Consider the following 17,440-nt stretch of genomic DNA (forward strand, 5'->3'; position numbering starts at 1 on the left):
TCACCCTAACCCTCTCCCACCGGGAGAGGGGACCGATCGCGCATTATTCCGCCCTAAAACCTTCAAACCGCGACCCTTTGTAGCTCAGCATTCCTTTCTCACCCACCGTCAACTGGTGGTACTGCTGCGCCTCCAGGCGGAAAGTCATCTCCAGCCCGCCGGTTTCCGGCTTAAAGCTGGCTTCATAGCGCATCGTCGCGCCTGCAGGCGTAACCTGCTGTTGGCGAGAGCGTCGGTCGTTGAGGGCTTTCTCGCGCTTATTGCTCACCACCACCCGCTTTTGCATCAGCGGTGCGGCATCGTTATCCGCCTTTTCCCGGCGCTGCTGCACGAAGCGAAACGAGGCGGCAATGACGATAATCGCTACCACGATAATGAAAAACAGCGGCATCTTGCTCATTGGAACATCCCATCAGATTATGCGGAATTCAGGATACCTCGCCTGCCCCGGCATTGCCAAACGCCCGCCCGCGTCACTACACTGGATCAGAAACTGATTATTCAGCCTTAACAGTTACAGGGAGTTAATATGCTTTGGTCATTTATCGCTGTCTGTTTTTCCGCATGGCTTTATGTTGATGCGTCCTACCGTGGCCCAGCCTGGCAGCGCTGGTTGTTTAAACCCGTCACGCTGTTGCTCCTTCTGCTGCTTGCCTGGCAAGCGCCGATGTTTAACGCCATCAGCTACCTGGTTCTCGCCGGGCTGTGCGCGTCCCTGATTGGCGATGCCCTAACCCTGCTCCCGCGTCAGCGTCTGCTGTATGCCGTTGGGGCGTTTTTCCTGTCGCATCTGCTGTATACCATCTACTTCGCCAGCCAGATGACGCTCTCCTTCTTCTGGCCGCTGCCGCTGGTGCTGCTGGTGATTGGCGCACTGCTGATAGCGGTGATCTGGTCGCGTCTGGAAGAGATGCGTTTGCCGGTCTGTACATTTATCGCCATGACGCTGGTGATGGTGTGGCTCGCTGGCGAGCTCTGGTTCTTCCGCCCGACGTCTCAGGCGATGTCTGCGTTCTTCGGCGCAGCACTGCTCTTACTCGGTAATATCGTCTGGCTGGGCAGCCACTATCGCCGTCGCTTCCGCGCCGACAACGCGATTGCTTCCGCCTGCTACTTTGCCGGGCACTTCCTGATTGTGCGTTCGCTGTATATCTAAATAACGCTTGACTCTGGAGTCGACTCCAGAGTGTATGCTGCGGTTAATGAGAAAATTATCATTACCGGAGACTGCCATGTCGACTCCAGAAACACCTAAAAAAATCCCACAATTTTCGGCACTTAAGCTCAGCCCGGTTCCGCCAAAAGAGGACTGCTGCTGCGAGGGGAGCTGCGAAACGCAAGCCGACGCGCTGCCCGAAAGCGGTAATCGCTACAGCTGGGCCGTCAACGGTATGGACTGCGCAGCCTGCGCACGTAAAGTGGAAAATGCGGTCAAACAGGTGCCGGGCGTCAGCCACGTTCAGGTGCTTTTTGCGACCGAAAAGCTGTTAGTCAGCGCCGACAAGGATGTCAGTAAGCAGGTTGAAGCCGCCGTCAGCAAGGCGGGATACACCCTGCGCAGCGAAACAGCCCCTGTCGAAAAGACCGCCTCCCTGAAAGAAAATCTGCCGCTCATTACCCTCATCATCATGATGGCCCTGAGCTGGAGTCTGGAACGGATCAACCATCCGTTTGGCAACCTGGCGTTTATCGCCACCACGCTGGTCGGACTGTTTCCGATTGCCCGCCAGGCATTACGTCTGATGAGAAGCGGCAGCTGGTTCGCCATCGAAACGCTGATGAGCGTGGCGGCGATCGGCGCGCTGTTTATCGGCGCGACGGCGGAAGCGGCGATGGTTCTGCTGCTGTTCCTGATCGGCGAACGACTTGAGGGCTGGGCCGCCAGCCGCGCGCGTAAAGGGGTGAGCGCGTTGATGGCACTGAAGCCGGAAACCGCGACGCGGGTTAACGAAGGCAAACGTGAAACGGTCGCCATCAGCACGCTGCGCCCGGGCGACGTCATTGAAGTCGCCGCAGGGGGGCGCTTGCCTGCCGATGGCGCACTGCTTAGCGCCACCGCAAGCTTTGATGAAAGCGCCCTGACAGGGGAATCCATTCCGGTTGAGCGTACCGCGGGAGAAAAAGTGCCTGCAGGCGCCACCAGCGTTGACCGCCTGGTGCAGCTTGAGGTGCTTTCCGGGCCCGGCGACAGCGCCATCGACCGTATCCTGAAGCTGATTGAAGAAGCTGAAGAGCGTCGTGCCCCCGTCGAGCGTTTTATCGATCGCTTTAGCCGGATTTACACGCCCGCCATTATGCTGATTGCTCTGCTGGTTACGCTCGTTCCACCGCTGTTCTTTGGCGCGCCCTGGGAGGGCTGGATTTATAAAGGTCTGACCCTGCTGCTGATTGGCTGCCCGTGCGCGCTGGTGATCTCCACGCCAGCGGCGATCACCTCCGGTCTGGCGGCAGCGGCACGTCGCGGGGCGCTGATTAAAGGCGGCGCGGCGCTGGAGCAGCTGAGCCAGGTTCAGCATATCGCCTTCGACAAAACCGGCACGTTAACCGTCGGCAAACCCCAGGTGACCGGCATTTATCCGCAGGATATCGCTGAAGATGAACTGCTTACCTTAGCCGCCGCCGTCGAACAGGGTTCCACCCACCCGCTGGCGCAAGCCATTGTGCGGGAAGCGCAGGCTCGCGGATTACCGATTCCGGCGGCCACCGCCCAGCGCGCGCTGGTCGGGTCTGGGATTGAGGCCAACGTCGACGGTAAAAAGGTCCTGATTGTCGCGGCGGGTCACTCCCCTTCCGCACAGGTTCAGGCGTTAGAGCAGGCCGGGCAAACTGTCGTGGTTGTTATGCAGGACGGCGTGACGAAAGGGATGCTGGCGCTGCGCGATACCCTGCGTGATGACGCGAAGGAAGCCGTAGCGGCGCTGCATCAGCTGGGCGTGCAGGGCGTGATCCTGACCGGGGATAACCCACGTGCGGCGTCAGCCATTGCGGGTGAACTGGGACTGGAATTTAAAGCTGGATTGCTGCCCGCCGATAAGGTCAGTGCGGTAACCGAACTGAACAGCCACGCCCCGCTCGCGATGGTCGGAGACGGCATTAACGATGCACCAGCGATGAAAGCATCCACCATAGGCATTGCGATGGGAAGCGGCACCGACGTGGCGCTGGAGACGGCAGACGCGGCGCTGACGCATAACCGTCTGACCGGGCTGGCAGAGATGATCGGCCTGGCGCGGGCGACGCGAGCCAATATCCGCCAGAACATCGGGATTGCGCTCGGACTGAAGGGGATTTTCCTGGTGACGACGCTGCTCGGCATGACCGGGCTGTGGCTGGCAGTGCTGGCGGATACGGGGGCAACGGTGCTGGTGACGGCGAACGCGCTCAGGCTGTTGCGTCGTCGATAAAAAAACGCCCGGTGGCGCTAACGCTTACCGGGCCTACATGTTCTGCCAGATCGTAGGTCGGGTAAGGCGAAGCCGCCACCCGACTTTTTTATAAGAAATAGCTCATCGCCAGGCCTAAAAACAGCACCAGCCCGACATAGTTATTATTCAAAAACGCTTTAAAGCAGGCTTCACGTTCGCGTTTGGCAATCAGCTTTTGCTGGTAAGCAAACAGCAATCCCGCCACCAGCACCGACCAGTAAAACTCCCAGTTCAGCCCGTTCAGACGGCCAATCGCGACCATCAGTGCCAGTACCGCGACCTGTAAAATGCCGATGATCAGTTTGTCCTGACGTCCAAAGAGAATGGCGGTCGATTTAATACCAATTTTCAGGTCATCGTCGCGGTCTACCATCGCGTATTGCGTGTCATACGCCACGGCCCAGAGAATATTCGCCAGGAACATCAGCCAGCAGCTGAGCGGTAGGGATTCACTCACCGCCGCAAACGCCATCGGAATCGACCAGCCAAATGCCGCGCCCAACACAACCTGAGGCAGATGGGTATAGCGCTTCATGAACGGATAAACCCAGGCCAGCGCGAGCGCAGCGACGGAAAGCAGAATTGTCATGGTGTTCAGCGTTAACACCAGCAGGAATGAGAGCAGCACCAGTACGAGGAACAGCACGCGGGCTTCTTTTCCGGTCACCTGGCCGCTGGGTAACGGACGGTTGGCTGTCCGCTTTACATGGCCGTCGAATTTACGATCGGCATAGTCATTCACCACGCAGCCCGCCGCGCGCATCAACCAGACACCGGCGACAAATACGCCCAGGATCCATAGCGGCGGTACGCCCGGCGTTGCAACCCACAGCGCCCATAAGGTCGGCCACAGCAGCAGTAACGCGCCAATAGGTTTATCAGTACGCATTAAGCGGTGATACGCCAACAGCTTATTCTGCGTTAGGCTCCACTCCATTTTTTCTTCCTCTTAGTACAACGGTGATGCCGGTAAAAAAAGTTCCGTCAGGATTAACGGCTTACCGCTCAGGCGAAGGCGGGAACGGCGTCCCCACAGTTCGGCATCACGCCCAATCTCAATAAAATCCCGGGTCAGCTCAGATGAGGTAAAAAGATAACGTCCCAGCGGGGTTTTCCCCAGCCGCTGCAGCGCCAGCTCAGGCCCGGAAAGGGTGGACTCGGGCACTACCGTCCGTCCGGCAAGCCAGGGCTCACCATCGGCACAGAGCAAAATTTCGCGCAGCCAGTAGCGTTCCTCTTGCGGCAGCAGCGGCAGCTCGCTGGCGATCTCATCGCCGGAGACAAACCCTTCCTGTATCAGGGTCACCGTGACCGTTTTACCTTGCTGTTCAAAACGTTTCGTCATGGAATCTTCCAGCAGCAACCAGTCCAGTTGCTGCGGATCAAGCGCAGGTATTTGGTCGAAATAGCGCAGCGCACGCAGTTGCGTTAGCGCGGGGTGTGACATGCCAGACTCTCCGATACATAACGTAATGGCATTGTATCGCAGAAACACGGATTGAGGGGGGCCAAACGTTATTTAACGATCACGATCGCAACATGGATGCAACAGCCTGGCGGACACGAAAAAAAGTGCGCCCACTCAGGCGCACTAAACTACTGACAAATCAGCACTGTGGGGAAACGGTTACCCCTTGCCTTTTACACTGCTGATAAAGGTGGAACGGGCAGTGGTTGAACCTAAACGTTCGGCTTCATCAAGCAGTTTCAGCGCTTTATCGACATCGCCGCGCTTCACCGCCTGCTTAATAGCGTTGTTGAAGTATTCTTCGGTGTCGTTCAGTACCGGCTCAGCTTTCTTCGCCGGTGCTGGTGCAGCGGCTGCTACCGGTGCGGCTGCGGTGGCAACTGGTGCGGTATAGGCAGGTGCGGCGGTATTACCCACGGTTACCGGGCCGTTACCGGAGGAGCCAAACAGCGGGCCGACCAGCACGCTGGAACCGCTGTTCGTTTTCACCTTCAGCTTTAGCGTTCCGTCGGTGACGTGGCGTGCAATCGGGTCTGGAATATCAGGTACGGCGTTGCCGGTGCCCTTCGCATAGGCTTTGGCCGGGTCAAGCAGCGTGGTGGTTTTCTGCAGATCTTGCTCAGTGGTAAAGACCAGCACGTAGAGTTTTTGCTGTCCCAGCGCAGGCGTAAGACGCATGACACCTTCCAGACGATCGGCGCTCATCACGCCAGGCTCCTGATAAGTAAAGTATTCGCTTGGGAAAAAGGCGGATGGCGTCATGTTCTGATCAAGAATCAGCACATTTGGCGCAAATACGCTTGTTTGCTTGTTGACTTCACTGGTCAAGGTAATAGCGAGTTCACCGATATTGGCGGGTACGCTATACGCAGCGACCGGGCCGCTAATACCCGGAACATTAATCGTTTGTCCGCCCGTTGAGAGCTGGGTGGTCTGGGTTTTAGACTGATCGACAGGCGTCCAGACCAGCTGTTGCAGTGTCGCCGCCGGAATGGCTGGTGCAGATGTTGTATTCTGCGGAACGAAGTTCACGTTAGCGAGCGTGACAGCAGGCGCGCTTGCCAGCAGCCCTGCGGATAAACAAAGGGCAAGAAGAGTTTTGTTCATTTTCATTGTTATCACCTCAAAATGCACAGGTCAGCGGTAGCCAGGCAATAGCGCGCCGTCCCAAGGATTGAGGGGCTTGCGCCCCTCAGTTTGGTCATTACGTCAGATTAAGACGGGATTACCACCAGATTTCCATCTGGGCGCCGAAGGACCACTCGTCGTTGTCGCCACGACCGAAGGAACCACCGTTGAAGCCATCTTTAACCGCTTTACCGAAGTTAGGGTTATTCGCTGGGTTACCGTTGTAGTCATAGCCCCACTTCTCATCCCACTTCGCATAGGTTGCGAAGACGCGGATAGCAGGACGAGACCAGATGCTGTCGCCAGCCTGCCACTGTTGCGCCAGGGTGATTTTGTACTGGTTGTTGGTTTCGCCAGTTTCCTGGGATTTGACGTTGTCGTAGCCCACTTCCAGCAAGGTGCTCATGATTGGTGTCCATTTGAACATTGGACGAACACCTACAGTCCACCACTTGGTGCCGTTGTTGTTATCCCAGTCGATATCCTGATACATACCGACGTACATCAGGTCCCAACGATCGCCCAGAGAGATTGCACCGTGGTCAAGGATACGCAGCAGGCTGCCGTTGTTGTTGATGTCATAGGCAAAACCGGTATTGCCATCAATGCCTACGCCAGAACCTTGAGACAGGCCTTTACCCTGAGAGGTCATTGAGTCAGTGGCGTACTGAACCACAAACTTGTTGTAGCCTTTCAGCATGCTCTGGGTGTGTTCAGCGGTGAACATCCAGCCGTCTTTAGACGCACCGTCAACCAGACGATAGTCATCACGTGGGTTAGCACGGCCATAGTCAACGCCCAGCTCAAGGGTGCCGCCTGGGTTAACTTCCATCTGCGCTAAACGCACGTCAAAGACGTCGTTCGCGGTGCGGGTGGTGTAATCATAAATACTGTTGCTGGCGAAGGAGGAAGAACCGCCTGATTCAGAAGAGCGGGTTGCTGCCAGAGAAAGTTTACCGAAACCTACGTCGATATTTTCCAGACCCGCACCAGGACCAGAGATATCCCAGTAGTAGAAGTCGATCATGTGAACGTCATGACGCTGATAGAAGCGCTTACCAGCCCAGATGGTGGAACCTGGCAGCCATTCGATCAGGTTTTTACCCTGCACGTTGGCTTCACGGAACGCCGGGTCAGTGGCTTCCCAGTCGTTCTGCTGTGCTACGGAATACGCTACGTTGGTGTCGAAGTAGAAGCTCTTGTCGCCTTCTTTCCACACTTCCTGGCCCAGCTTCAATTCCGCATAGGTTTCACATTCGTTACCAAGACGGTATTTACTTTGAGCACCGGTTGCCTGGAAGCACTGTTGTTCACCGCCACTCCCCGTCCAGCCGATACCGGAACGAGCATAACCATGGAAATCCACGGCCATTGCCTGAGCAGACATTACGCCCGCTGCGACGGCAACTGCCAGAGGAAGTTTGCGCAGAGTAATCATCATTCTATCTCCTGAGATCATTGCTTTTCTTTGAACACTTCACCTGTCGGTTTCGTGTCTTCTTTTGGGATTGCTTAAACGCCTGGCTCTTTATGCAACCGACGACATGCAGTGCCATCCTCACGGAACAGATGGCAACGCTCTGGCGGCAAGCCGATAGCGAATGTGGCACCCTCTTCTACCAACACCACGTCATTCTGGCGGTAAACCAGGTTCTGACGAATGGCGGGGATCTGGATATGAATCTGTGTTTCGTGACCAAGCTGTTCAACGACCTGAACCTCACCTTCCAGCGTCACATCGGCAATGTGGCTCGGCAGGAGATGCTCAGGGCGGATACCGAGGGACATGTTTGCCCCGACCTGTACGTTGGCGCTGTCCACCGGCAGCCAGACTTGCTGGCGGTTTGGTAGCTCCACCTGTACCTGTTCAATGGCCGTTGCAGTCACTTTAACCGGCAGGAAGTTCATCTTTGGCGAGCCAATAAAGCCTGCAACAAAGCGGTCTGCCGGGTAGTGATAGAGCTCCAGCGGTTTACCCACCTGCGCCACGCGACCGGCATCCAGCACCACGATTTTGTCGGCCAGCGTCATCGCTTCGACCTGATCGTGGGTGACGTAAATCATCGTGCGGCCAAGACGTTTGTGCAGACGGGAGATTTCGATACGCATCTGAACGCGCAGGGCGGCATCCAGGTTAGAAAGGGGTTCGTCGAGCAGGAAGACGCGCGGTTCGGCCACCAGCGTACGGCCAATCGCCACACGCTGACGCTGACCACCGGAAAGCGCTTTCGGTTTACGCTCCAGCAGGTGCGCCAGCTGTAATACTTCCGCCACCTGGGTGACGCGCTGGTTAATCACGTCTTTCTTCGCGCCGGCCAGCTTCAGGCCAAAGGACATGTTCTCGGCAACGGAAAGATGGGGATAAAGTGCATAAGACTGGAACACCATACCGACGCCACGTTCGGCAGGCGGGATGTCGTTCATTCGGGTATCACCGATCAGCAGGTCGCCGCTGGTGATGGTTTCAAGACCGGCAATCATACGCAGCAGAGTAGATTTACCACAGCCTGATGGGCCGACAAACACCACAAACTCACCTTCAGTGATGTCCAGATTGATGTCTTTTGACACCACTACGTCGCCCCAGGCTTTCGTTACATTACGCAGCTGTACGCTCGCCATGCCCTTCTCCCTTCGTTACAACCTGTCACCGACAGAAACATTCAACATAAGTTCACTATGGGGTATCTATAACTTTCACGAATCCTCCACCCCCCGGCTTTTTTATGGGGGAGGAGGCGGGAGGATGAGAGAGCAGGCTCTGCGACCGCAGCCGGGGGGCTGAGGCGAAATTCGTGAAGCCGCCTGCAAAATTCGGTGGGTTTTTATGTGCGCCAGCACTCATAACTTAAATTTATGCAACGGAGATCACACAAACGGGGGGTGGGGCGTAGGGGTTGGGAGGATGGAAAGAGGATGTCAAATAAGGAGACTGATTCACGTTGAACCACTGAAGTCATACTACGAGACATCACCAAAAGGATGGCAGATATGAATATCAAGACTGGCGCACGCGTTTTCGCATTGTCCGCCCTTGCAGCAATGATGGTTTCCGCACCGGCGCTCGCCAAAATTGAAGAAGGCAAGCTGGTTATCTGGATTAACGGCGACAAAGGCTATAACGGCCTGGCCGAAGTGGGCAAAAAATTCGAGAAAGACACCGGTATCAAAGTTACCGTAGAACATCCGGACAAACTGGAAGAGAAATTCCCGCAGGTTGCAGCAACCGGCGACGGCCCGGACATCATCTTCTGGGCGCATGACCGTTTCGGCGGCTACGCGCAGTCTGGCCTGCTGGCTGAAGTCACCCCAGACAAAGCGTTCCAGGACAAACTCTTCCCGTTCACCTGGGATGCCGTTCGCTACAACGGCAAGCTGATCGCTTACCCTATCGCAGTTGAAGCCCTGTCTCTGATTTACAACAAAGACCTGGTACCAAACCCACCGAAAACCTGGGAAGAGATCCCGAAACTGGATAAAGAGCTGAAGGCGAAAGGTAAATCCGCTCTGATGTTCAACCTGCAAGAGCCGTACTTCACTTGGCCGCTGATTGCTGCCGACGGCGGTTACGCGTTCAAGTTTGAAAACGGCAAATATGACGTGAAAGACGTGGGCGTGGATAACGCAGGCGCGAAAAAAGGCCTGACCTTCCTGGTTGACCTGATCAAGAACAAACACATGAACGCGGATACCGATTACTCCATCGCGGAAGCGGCGTTCAACAAAGGCGAAACCGCGATGACCATCAACGGTCCGTGGGCCTGGACCAACATCGATAAGAGCAAAATCAACTACGGCGTAACGCTGCTGCCAACCTTCAACGGCAAGCCGTCTAAACCGTTCGTTGGCGTGCTGAGTGCGGGTATCAACGCCGCCAGCCCGAACAAAGAGCTGGCGAAAGAGTTCCTGGAAAACTACCTGCTGACCGATCAGGGTCTGGATGAAGTGAACAAGGATAAACCGCTGGGCGCCGTGGCGCTGAAATCCTTCCAGGATCAGCTGGCGAAAGATCCACGCATCGCGGCCACTATGGATAACGCCCAGAAAGGCGAAATCATGCCGAACATCCCACAGATGGCAGCGTTCTGGTACGCCACCCGTACTGCAGTCATCAACGCAGCAAGCGGTCGTCAGACTGTTGATGCCGCGCTGAAGGATGCGCAGGGTCGTATTACTAAGTAAGCAGAAAAACGGCGGGTGGCGCGTGCGCTTACCCGCCCTACGACTACGGCACGATCCGTAGGTCAGGTAAGCGCCGCGCCACCTGACGAAAAGTTTCCACCGTTGTAGAGGAAGAACCCCATGGATGTCATTAAAAAGAAGCACTGGTGGCAAAGCGACGCGCTGAAATGGTCAGTGATAGGTCTGCTGTGTCTGCTGGTGGGTTACCTTGTTGTTTTAATGTACGTACAAGGGGAATATCTCTTTGCCATCATGACGCTGATCTTAAGCTCTGCTGGCCTGTATATTTTCGCCAACCGTAAAGCCTATGCCTGGCGCTATGTTTACCCTGGCGTGGCCGGGATGGGGCTGTTTGTCCTGTTCCCACTGATCTGTACCATCGCCATTGCATTCACCAACTACAGCAGCACCAACCAGCTTGCGCAGGAACGCGCCCAACAGGTGCTTCTGGACCGTTCCTATCAGGCGGGAAAAACCTTTAATTTCGGCCTGTATCCTGCGGGTGACGAATGGAAGTTAGCGCTCACTGACGGTGAGAGCGGCAAAAACTATATTTCCGACGCGTTTAAATTTGGCGGCGAGCAGAAGCTGGCCTTAAAAGAGGCTGCGGCCCTGCCGGAAGGTGAACGTGCTAACCTGCGTATCATTACCCAGAATCGCCAGGCGTTGACCCAGCTCACCGCCGTGCTGCCAGATGAAAGCAAAGTGACCATGAGCTCGCTGCGCCAGTTCTCCGGCACTCAGCCGCTCTATACCCTGGCAAAAGACGGCACGCTGACTAACAATCAGAGCGGCGTGAAGTATCGCCCGAACAACGACATTGGTTTCTATCAGTCCATTACTGCCGACGGCAAATGGGGTGATGACAAACTCAGCCCGGGTTATACCGTTACCATCGGCTGGGATAACTTTACCCGCGTGTTCACCGACGAAGGCATCCAGAAACCTTTCTTCGCCATCTTCGTCTGGACGGTGATTTTCTCGGTGCTCACCGTGATCCTGACCGTGGCCGTGGGCATGGTGCTGGCCTGTCTCGTGCAGTGGGAATCCCTGAAAGGCAAAGCGATTTACCGCGTGCTGCTGATTCTGCCGTATGCCGTGCCGTCGTTTATCTCGATTCTGATTTTCAAAGGGCTGTTTAACCAGAGCTTCGGTGAAATCAACATGATGCTGAGCGCGCTGTTCGGTATCAAACCGGCCTGGTTCAGCGACCCAACCACCGCCCGCTCGATGATTATTATCGTGAACACCTGGCTGGGCTACCCGTACATGATGATCCTGTGCATGGGCCTGCTGAAGGCTATCCCGGACGATCTGTACGAAGCTTCAGCGATGGACGGCGCGGGTCCGTTCCAGAACTTCTTTAAAATTACGCTGCCGCTGCTCATTAAGCCGCTGACCCCGCTGATGATCGCCAGCTTTGCCTTTAACTTTAACAACTTCGTGCTGATTCAGCTGTTGACCAACGGTGGCCCGGACCGTCTCGGCACCACTACGCCGGCAGGCTATACCGACCTGCTTGTGAGCTACACCTACCGTATCGCCTTCGAAGGCGGCGGCGGACAGGACTTCGGTCTGGCAGCAGCCATTGCCACCCTGATCTTCCTGCTGGTTGGTGCCCTGGCGATTGTGAACCTGAAAGCCACACGTATGAAATTTGACTAAGGAGGGCATCGATCATGGCTATGGTACAACCCAAATCTCAGAAATTGCGCCTCCTGGCGACACACTTAGGCCTGCTGATTTTCATCGCGGCAATCATGTTCCCGCTGCTGATGGTTATCGCTATCTCCCTGCGTTCGGGTAACTTCGCGACCGGGAGTCTCATCCCGGACGAAATCTCCTGGGAGCACTGGAAGCTAGCGCTGGGCTTCAGCGTGGAGCATGCGGATGGACGCGTAACTCCTCCGCCGTTCCCGGTGCTGCTGTGGCTGTGGAACTCGGTGAAAGTGGCGACCATTACCGCAATCGGTATTGTCACGCTCTCCACCACCTGTGCTTACGCCTTCGCCCGTATGCGTTTCCCGGGCAAAGCGACGCTGCTGAAAGGCATGCTCATTTTCCAGATGTTCCCGGCCGTGCTGTCGCTGGTCGCGTTGTATGCCCTGTTTGACCGTCTGGGTCAGTACGTGCCGTTTATCGGCCTGAACACCCACGGCGGCGTGATCTTCGCCTATCTTGGCGGTATCGCCCTGCATGTGTGGACCATCAAAGGGTATTTCGAAACCATCGACGGTTCGCTGGAAGAGGCGGCCGCGCTGGATGGCGCTACTCCGTGGCAGGCCTTCCGTCTGGTGCTGCTGCCGCTGTCGGTACCTATCCTGGCGGTGGTGTTTATCCTGTCGTTTATCGCTGCGATCACCGAAGTACCGGTCGCCTCTCTGTTACTGCGCGACGTGAACAGTTACACCCTGGCCGTGGGTATGCAGCAATACCTCAACCCGCAAAACTACCTGTGGGGCGACTTTGCTGCGGCGGCTGTACTCTCTGCCATCCCGATTACCGTGGTGTTCCTACTGGCCCAGCGCTGGCTGGTTAACGGCCTGACGGCGGGCGGTGTGAAAGGTTAAGTTTCATTTGTTATGCCACTGCAACCCTCAACTTTAGACGTATTGTATTGACCCAACTTGTGACTGTTGTTAGGCGCTCTTCGGAGCGCCATTTTTTTATTCCCGTTTCAGCCGCTTCGAGTTACACAGCCAGAGGGTGATCACCAGCAGCAGGATCGCCGCCGAGTAGATCAGCACGTCGAGGGGGGATTTATGATCGACGATGATCAGCCGCACAATCGCGGTGATCCCAATGTAGACAAAATAGCGCAGCGGGAAGTGAAAGCCCGACTGAAAGTACTTCACAATCAGGGCAATAAACTCGAAGTAGAGAAAGTAGACCACCAGGCCTTCCACCAGCGCATATTTGCTGGTTTGTTCAGGGGCGAACAGCACATCCGCCAGATGCACCGTCTCTTTGCCAAGGAAGACGACCAGAATCAGACCAAGGCTTAGCAGACCGAGATTTAGCACGGTCTGGAGGATCGTTGAGATAAACTCAACGCGCGGGCGAGTCAGGGATGTCATACAGCACCTCATTCTCCAGGGCGAGGTTCCTGTATAACGCAAAAATGTGACGGGGATCTATATTTTTTGTTTATGTTTTGTCCGCATTAGCATTCTTGCCGGTCGGCACTGCGTTTGCCCGGCCTACAAAAACACTCTCGTAGGCCCGGTAAGCGCAGCGCCACCGGGCAAACAAGCATCAACGGAAGTTAACGTTCTTATCGCTGGTCATGTCATACAGCTGGAACTTACGCCCAAGCTGCTGGCCCCCGTCGCGCGTCAGCGGTGTCCAGCCCACTGCCGCACGGCTGCGGGTTGGGCCTGACGAGAAGAGATCCAGCGGAATCGACACATAGACCCCTTTAGTGAAGTCCCCTTCCCCGTACTCGTCCGGCGAGACGTTGGTGATGGTGGCATAACCGCCCACCACGACGCCGCTGTCGAAATGTTTGGAGATATCCAGCGTGCCACCCTTGTCGCCCGCCAGATACTGGCCGACGCTGGCTTTCACCAGTACGTCCTGCGCGAATGATGGTGTCCAGTAGGCGGTCAGATGGCCCGTTTTGACGCTGTAGTCGGTGAACTTCATCATGTCCTGCGCGCTGCGCCAGTCACGCTGTTTCACGTAGTTAGCATCAATCCCAAATGCCCAGTTGCTGTCGACAGGACGGTAAAGCACCTCTGCCCCTGCGCCACCGAACATGGTTTCCAGATATCCGCCGTACACCTGGCCGTAGAAACCGTTGCCGAAGTACTGGAAGTAGTTGGCCTGCAGGTTATTCACGTAGACATCGTTCTGCACGTATTCACGAACGCGAGTTCTTACGCGCGGCAGTTTTGAATCGTTCGGCGGGTTGGTGTAGTTAAATTTGTCGTAGTTGTTGGCGATATTGCCGAACAGGCTACCGGTAGTCAGCAGATGGTCGGTGACCCACAGATCTGCCGTCGCCATTGCGCCCAGCTGATACATGTAGAAGTTTTCCGGTCCGCCAACGGACTGGTTCAGCACCGGATCGATATGGAAATCAAAGCGCGACTTGTCGATATACCAGCCTTGCTCGGTGGTGTCTGGCACGACCGGCTCAACGCGTTTTTGCACCAGCTCGGTTTCATGCCCGAGCGGCTCGCCTTCGAGATGGCGCTTGAGGCTGGCAACGTCCGTTTCCGTCGTCACCTGCGGCAGGTTCAGGCGGTTCTCGGTCACGCGGATCGTGCGGATCCCGTCCGGGAGATCGTTCATGACGATCCGGTTGGCGCGTTCGATCCCTTCCCGCGAGTCGCGGTATTTCACCTGCTCGCCAGTGACGTAAAGCGTGTCGCCCTTGGTCTGAATCTTCGGATCCGCCAGACCGGCATTGTATTTCAGCAGCGTCAGCTGATTTGCCACCACGGAGTGCTGCAGAATCGCATCCTGCGGCTCCGGCTGGTAGGCTGGCCGCGCGTTATCATTGTAGTGTGGCCGCATGTCGTTAAAGTTGGTGCGCAGCGTGAAACCAAACATCACGGTATTACCGCGCTCGTAGCTGAGGTTAACGTCGGCCCAGTCGGTGACGCGATAAATGGCGCCGACGTTAAACTTGCTCTTCTGCTCAATCTTCCCGGCGAAATCCTGAGAGTAGTCGTTTCCTTCGTACTCCAGCTTCAGGCGCAATGGCTGCCAGGGGGTCTGGTATTCCACGCCACCGAACAGCGAGGCCGGGCCATGGAACATCTGGTCGCCGTTGATGGAACCCGCTTTCTGGTAACTGTTATCGCGGTAGCAATATTTATCGCTGTAGGTGCAGAACGGGTTTTTGACGTTACCGCTGGTACCGAGATAGCCCCATCCCAGGCCAAGCGAGAAGTCGAACGGCCCCCAGGCCTTGCTGGCCACAATGTATTCCGCATCAAACAGGCCGGTCCCGCCGATATCTTTGGCCCCCACGGACACCTGCGGCATCCAGTAGCTCTCTTCCCACAGGCGCAGCTTGAGGTCGAAGGCTTTATCTTTGTAAGTCTGGTCGCCAGAGAACGCCTCGACGCTGCTGTACTGTTTCGTTCGCACATCGGTGTAGCGCAGCGTGGTTTCAAGCCACGGGAAAAGCTGTACCGAGGCGGAATAGTAGCGGTACTGGTCGTTATCGCGGTAGTTCAGACTGATTTCCCCTTCACGCGCCATGCGCGCGGTGGGCGTTTGCAGTAAACCGACGCCGCCGAAGTCTGACTGAGACGGGCCAATGGGTGCCGGATACGTTTCTGCATGACAGGCGGCGCTTACACAGAGCGCCAGCATGCTGTAGAGATAGGTTTTTTTCATTCTTCCGGTATCCGCTGTGTCAGGGAGTGAAGGATATCGGCGTTAAGCCCGTCATATGCCTTCGTCCAGAAATGGTCGGCAAAACCGACAAAAATGATGCTGCCAGGCATGGGCTCGATATGGCGTTTATTCCAGTAAGCTACCGGCGCTTTTTGCGTGTGCCCGTCAGGGTAAACGACCCAGGCGTAGCTGTTATCGGCACCGCTCAGCAGGCTTTGCTCGTCGAGATAGCTCACCACGTCGCGACCTGGCGTAAAGGGCTTTTTACCCGGGCTGCTGACAAGCCCCATCACGGTCACCGTCGTCGGTTTTACGGGCAGCCAGAGGGTGTACTCCCCTTCAAGGGTTGGGTTGCCCTTTTCCGTGACGCGTACTTCATCGGGATCAAGATTCACCTTCTGGCGGCCAGTCACCTTCAGCGCCTGAAGCTGCTGGCGAATGCTATTGATTGCTGCGGCATCGTCACCGTCTTCCTGCGCCGCCAGACCTGTCAGACGGGCAAGCAGTGCAAGATGTTCTTGCTCTGCCTTAATCGTTGCCTGACGCTCGCCGATCACCGCCCCCGGCCACCAGCTGTTGGCAAGCCTCGGCTGCCCGACGAGATCGAGCAGATGTTCAGCGTTGGTTAACGTTTTGGGTTTCTCGTTGTCCGCCGTGTAGACCTTCACCGTTCCTGCAGACCATGCCGCAGGGGTTGCAAGGCTCGCAATTAGCGCAACGCGGATAATTGTTTTCATGATTTTGCGGCCTTGATCAGCGTGGTTTTCACCGGGAAGAAACCGGCACCGAGATACTGCAGGGACTGACGGATTTGCCCTTCCTCGTCGATCCAGAAGCGGTTATGCCAGGTGGCCTGGTCGGTTGTTACCTCTTCATCCAGCACGCGTACCTGGGTTTCATCGCTCCCTACTTTCACACTGTCGGTGCCATCCCAGCGGAAGGTGGAATGCGCCGTGGCGTAACGCACCTGCTTGTGTTCAGTCCAGCCCATCGTGCGCGTCCAGCCAGCGCCGTCGGTAATCTGGTTCGGCTTGATCAGCGGATCGGCCGCGATATTGTTCACCTCAAGCAGGTTGTCGCCCCCGAGCAGGGTTTTCACGATACGGCCATGCTGCGTCACGATGGTGGCCTGATCCTGCGTCACCCATTTCTGCTGCCCGTTTTCATCGAAAGCGAGCACCACAAACAGTTGCGGGCCATCATTAAGCTGCATGTACTGGCTGGCGTAGGGCATGTTCTGAAGTTCGTCATCGGTCAATTGCACGCCCGGCGTACCGAACAGGCTGTCCCACAGTGAATGACCCAGCCCTTTGGTGGTGGCTGAGCACGCCTGCAACAGCAGGCAAATCAGAATGATTGCAGGTCGCTTCACGACTCTTCTCCGAAGGGGCGAAATAACCACACCGAAGTGTGGTTATGATTAAAACACCCGGTCTTACTGGGTGCTGGTTGTCGTAGTGGTCGTGGTTCCGGTATTGGAGCCATCACCGCCACCGGTTGCCGCCAGCGCGACACCCACGGCTGAACTTACGGCGCTGGTGCTGGCTGCGGTAGAGCTTCCCGCAGACGCAGACGTCGCTGCCGACCCTGCTGCTTCCCCGACCTGGACCGGAGCTGCATAGACAGATGTCGCCGCAAGTGCAGATATGGCAAAAATGCCATACAGTACTTTCTTCATAACAATTTCCCTTCAATGAATGAATGGAGATTTGCCCGAAAAGAAATTCAGGCGGAATCGAGTATACACAACTAAAGCAGCGGGATTACCGTGAGGGGAAATAGGGAATGGGTTTTCGGACTAATGGATAAAATCGAAATGAAAAGCAAATAATTAAAATATATAATCACTAAAAATCAATAATTTATAATATAAGCCCATTATCTT

General features: G+C 56.0%; 16 protein-coding genes. 5 read left to right on the forward strand and 11 right to left on the reverse strand.

The features are described from left to right. Nucleotides 1–43 precede the first annotated feature (43 nt). A complete protein-coding gene (locus tag ACOTYN_RS12820) occupies nt 44–400 on the reverse strand; it encodes a DUF2500 domain-containing protein (RefSeq protein ID WP_014882109.1) in 357 nt (118 codons plus the stop codon). 129 nt (nt 401–529) lie between these two features. Here ACOTYN_RS12820 and ACOTYN_RS12825 point away from each other — a divergent pair, with 129 nt between their 5' ends. Further along, a complete protein-coding gene (locus ACOTYN_RS12825) occupies nt 530–1,156 on the forward strand; it encodes a lysoplasmalogenase (RefSeq protein WP_014882108.1) in 627 nt (208 codons plus the stop codon). A 76-nt stretch (nt 1,157–1,232) separates the two neighbouring features. After that, nucleotides 1,233–3,404, forward strand: coding sequence for a Zn(II)/Cd(II)/Pb(II) translocating P-type ATPase ZntA (gene zntA, locus ACOTYN_RS12830; RefSeq protein WP_332957870.1), 2,172 nt, complete (start codon nt 1,233–1,235; stop codon nt 3,402–3,404). An 88-nt stretch (nt 3,405–3,492) separates the two neighbouring features. Here the strand turns inward: zntA and ubiA are convergent, their stop codons facing one another. From ubiA to malK, 5 genes are all read right to left on the reverse strand, one after another. Beyond that, entirely contained in the window at nt 3,493–4,362 is an 870-nt protein-coding gene (gene ubiA, locus ACOTYN_RS12835) for a 4-hydroxybenzoate octaprenyltransferase (RefSeq protein ID WP_014882106.1), read from the reverse strand. 12 nt (nt 4,363–4,374) lie between these two features. Then, on the reverse strand, nt 4,375–4,872 hold the full coding sequence (gene ubiC, locus ACOTYN_RS12840; RefSeq protein ID WP_014882105.1) for a chorismate lyase: 498 nt from the start codon (nt 4,870–4,872) through the stop codon (nt 4,375–4,377). A 180-nt stretch (nt 4,873–5,052) separates the two neighbouring features. Next, nucleotides 5,053–6,006, reverse strand: a complete 954-nt coding sequence (gene malM, locus ACOTYN_RS12845) for a maltose operon protein MalM (protein WP_047624993.1) — start codon at nt 6,004–6,006, stop codon at nt 5,053–5,055. Between the two features lie 112 nt (nt 6,007–6,118). Next, nucleotides 6,119–7,462 (reverse strand): maltoporin, encoded by a 1,344-nt coding sequence (locus ACOTYN_RS12850; protein WP_032637773.1) that lies wholly within the window; start codon nt 7,460–7,462, stop codon nt 6,119–6,121. 71 nt (nt 7,463–7,533) lie between these two features. Further along, complete coding sequence (gene malK, locus ACOTYN_RS12855; RefSeq protein ID WP_023331782.1) at nt 7,534–8,643, reverse strand: maltose/maltodextrin ABC transporter ATP-binding protein MalK; 1,110 nt, start codon at nt 8,641–8,643, stop codon at nt 7,534–7,536. A 369-nt stretch (nt 8,644–9,012) separates the two neighbouring features. On the opposite strand from malK, the gene malE reads away from it, so the two are divergent. The 3 genes from malE (at nt 9,013) to malG (ending at nt 12,773) form a co-directional block, all read left to right on the forward strand. Next, nucleotides 9,013–10,203 carry a maltose/maltodextrin ABC transporter substrate-binding protein MalE gene (malE, locus tag ACOTYN_RS12860; RefSeq protein ID WP_023331781.1) on the forward strand — a complete coding sequence of 397 codons (1,191 nt, stop codon included), beginning with the start codon at nt 9,013–9,015 and terminating at the stop codon, nt 10,201–10,203. Between the two features lie 120 nt (nt 10,204–10,323). Next, on the forward strand, nt 10,324–11,868 hold the full coding sequence (gene malF / locus ACOTYN_RS12865) for a maltose ABC transporter permease MalF (RefSeq protein ID WP_014882101.1): 1,545 nt from the start codon (nt 10,324–10,326) through the stop codon (nt 11,866–11,868). A gap of 14 nt (nt 11,869–11,882) precedes the next feature. Next, entirely contained in the window at nt 11,883–12,773 is an 891-nt protein-coding gene (malG, locus tag ACOTYN_RS12870; protein ID WP_003860332.1) for a maltose ABC transporter permease MalG, read from the forward strand. A 96-nt stretch (nt 12,774–12,869) separates the two neighbouring features. Here malG and psiE read toward each other — a convergent pair whose 3' ends face one another. The 5 genes from psiE to yjbE all read right to left on the reverse strand — a co-directional run bounded on the left by psiE (nt 12,870) and on the right by yjbE (nt 17,233). Continuing rightward, nucleotides 12,870–13,280, reverse strand: a complete 411-nt coding sequence (psiE, locus tag ACOTYN_RS12875) for a phosphate-starvation-inducible protein PsiE (protein WP_000202963.1) — start codon at nt 13,278–13,280, stop codon at nt 12,870–12,872. Between the two features lie 178 nt (nt 13,281–13,458). Further along, nucleotides 13,459–15,555, reverse strand: a complete 2,097-nt coding sequence (locus tag ACOTYN_RS12880) for a YjbH domain-containing protein (protein ID WP_014882099.1) — start codon at nt 15,553–15,555, stop codon at nt 13,459–13,461. After that, the gene (locus ACOTYN_RS12885) at nt 15,552–16,292 is read right to left on the reverse strand and encodes a capsule biosynthesis GfcC D2 domain-containing protein (RefSeq protein ID WP_014882098.1); all 741 of its coding nucleotides are present in this window, start codon (nt 16,290–16,292) and stop codon (nt 15,552–15,554) included. Before ACOTYN_RS12885 ends, ACOTYN_RS12880 begins: the two co-directional genes overlap by 4 nt. Then, nucleotides 16,289–16,927, reverse strand: coding sequence for a YjbF family lipoprotein (locus tag ACOTYN_RS12890; RefSeq protein WP_014882097.1), 639 nt, complete (start codon nt 16,925–16,927; stop codon nt 16,289–16,291). Before ACOTYN_RS12890 ends, ACOTYN_RS12885 begins: the two co-directional genes overlap by 4 nt. A gap of 63 nt (nt 16,928–16,990) precedes the next feature. After that, nucleotides 16,991–17,233 (reverse strand): exopolysaccharide production protein YjbE, encoded by a 243-nt coding sequence (gene yjbE / locus ACOTYN_RS12895; RefSeq protein ID WP_003860341.1) that lies wholly within the window; start codon nt 17,231–17,233, stop codon nt 16,991–16,993. Nucleotides 17,234–17,440 lie beyond the last annotated feature (207 nt).

Origin of the sequence: Enterobacter cloacae complex sp. IR5458 (assembly GCF_049238025.1) — a bacterium.
Lineage (GTDB): Bacteria > Pseudomonadota > Gammaproteobacteria > Enterobacterales > Enterobacteriaceae > Enterobacter > Enterobacter kobei.

Excerpts from the sequence above, each read along its gene's own strand:
- ACOTYN_RS12885 (WP_014882098.1), bottom strand. The coding sequence starts at position 16,292 with ATGAAAACAATTATCCGCGTTGCGCTAATTGCGAGCCTTGCAACCCCT.
- ACOTYN_RS12880 (WP_014882099.1), bottom strand. The coding sequence starts at position 15,555 with ATGAAAAAAACCTATCTCTACAGCATGCTGGCGCTCTGTGTAAGCGCC.
- psiE (WP_000202963.1), bottom strand. The coding sequence starts at position 13,280 with ATGACATCCCTGACTCGCCCGCGCGTTGAGTTTATCTCAACGATCCTC.
- yjbE (WP_003860341.1), bottom strand. The coding sequence starts at position 17,233 with ATGAAGAAAGTACTGTATGGCATTTTTGCCATATCTGCACTTGCGGCG.
- ACOTYN_RS12850 (WP_032637773.1), bottom strand. The coding sequence starts at position 7,462 with ATGATGATTACTCTGCGCAAACTTCCTCTGGCAGTTGCCGTCGCAGCG.
- malF (WP_014882101.1), top strand. The coding sequence starts at position 10,324 with ATGGATGTCATTAAAAAGAAGCACTGGTGGCAAAGCGACGCGCTGAAA.
- ACOTYN_RS12820 (WP_014882109.1), bottom strand. The coding sequence starts at position 400 with ATGAGCAAGATGCCGCTGTTTTTCATTATCGTGGTAGCGATTATCGTC.
- malK (WP_023331782.1), bottom strand. The coding sequence starts at position 8,643 with ATGGCGAGCGTACAGCTGCGTAATGTAACGAAAGCCTGGGGCGACGTA.
- malE (WP_023331781.1), top strand. The coding sequence starts at position 9,013 with ATGAATATCAAGACTGGCGCACGCGTTTTCGCATTGTCCGCCCTTGCA.
- ubiC (WP_014882105.1), bottom strand. The coding sequence starts at position 4,872 with ATGTCACACCCCGCGCTAACGCAACTGCGTGCGCTGCGCTATTTCGAC.
- malG (WP_003860332.1), top strand. The coding sequence starts at position 11,883 with ATGGCTATGGTACAACCCAAATCTCAGAAATTGCGCCTCCTGGCGACA.
- zntA (WP_332957870.1), top strand. The coding sequence starts at position 1,233 with ATGTCGACTCCAGAAACACCTAAAAAAATCCCACAATTTTCGGCACTT.
- malM (WP_047624993.1), bottom strand. The coding sequence starts at position 6,006 with ATGAAAATGAACAAAACTCTTCTTGCCCTTTGTTTATCCGCAGGGCTG.
- ubiA (WP_014882106.1), bottom strand. The coding sequence starts at position 4,362 with ATGGAGTGGAGCCTAACGCAGAATAAGCTGTTGGCGTATCACCGCTTA.
- ACOTYN_RS12825 (WP_014882108.1), top strand. The coding sequence starts at position 530 with ATGCTTTGGTCATTTATCGCTGTCTGTTTTTCCGCATGGCTTTATGTT.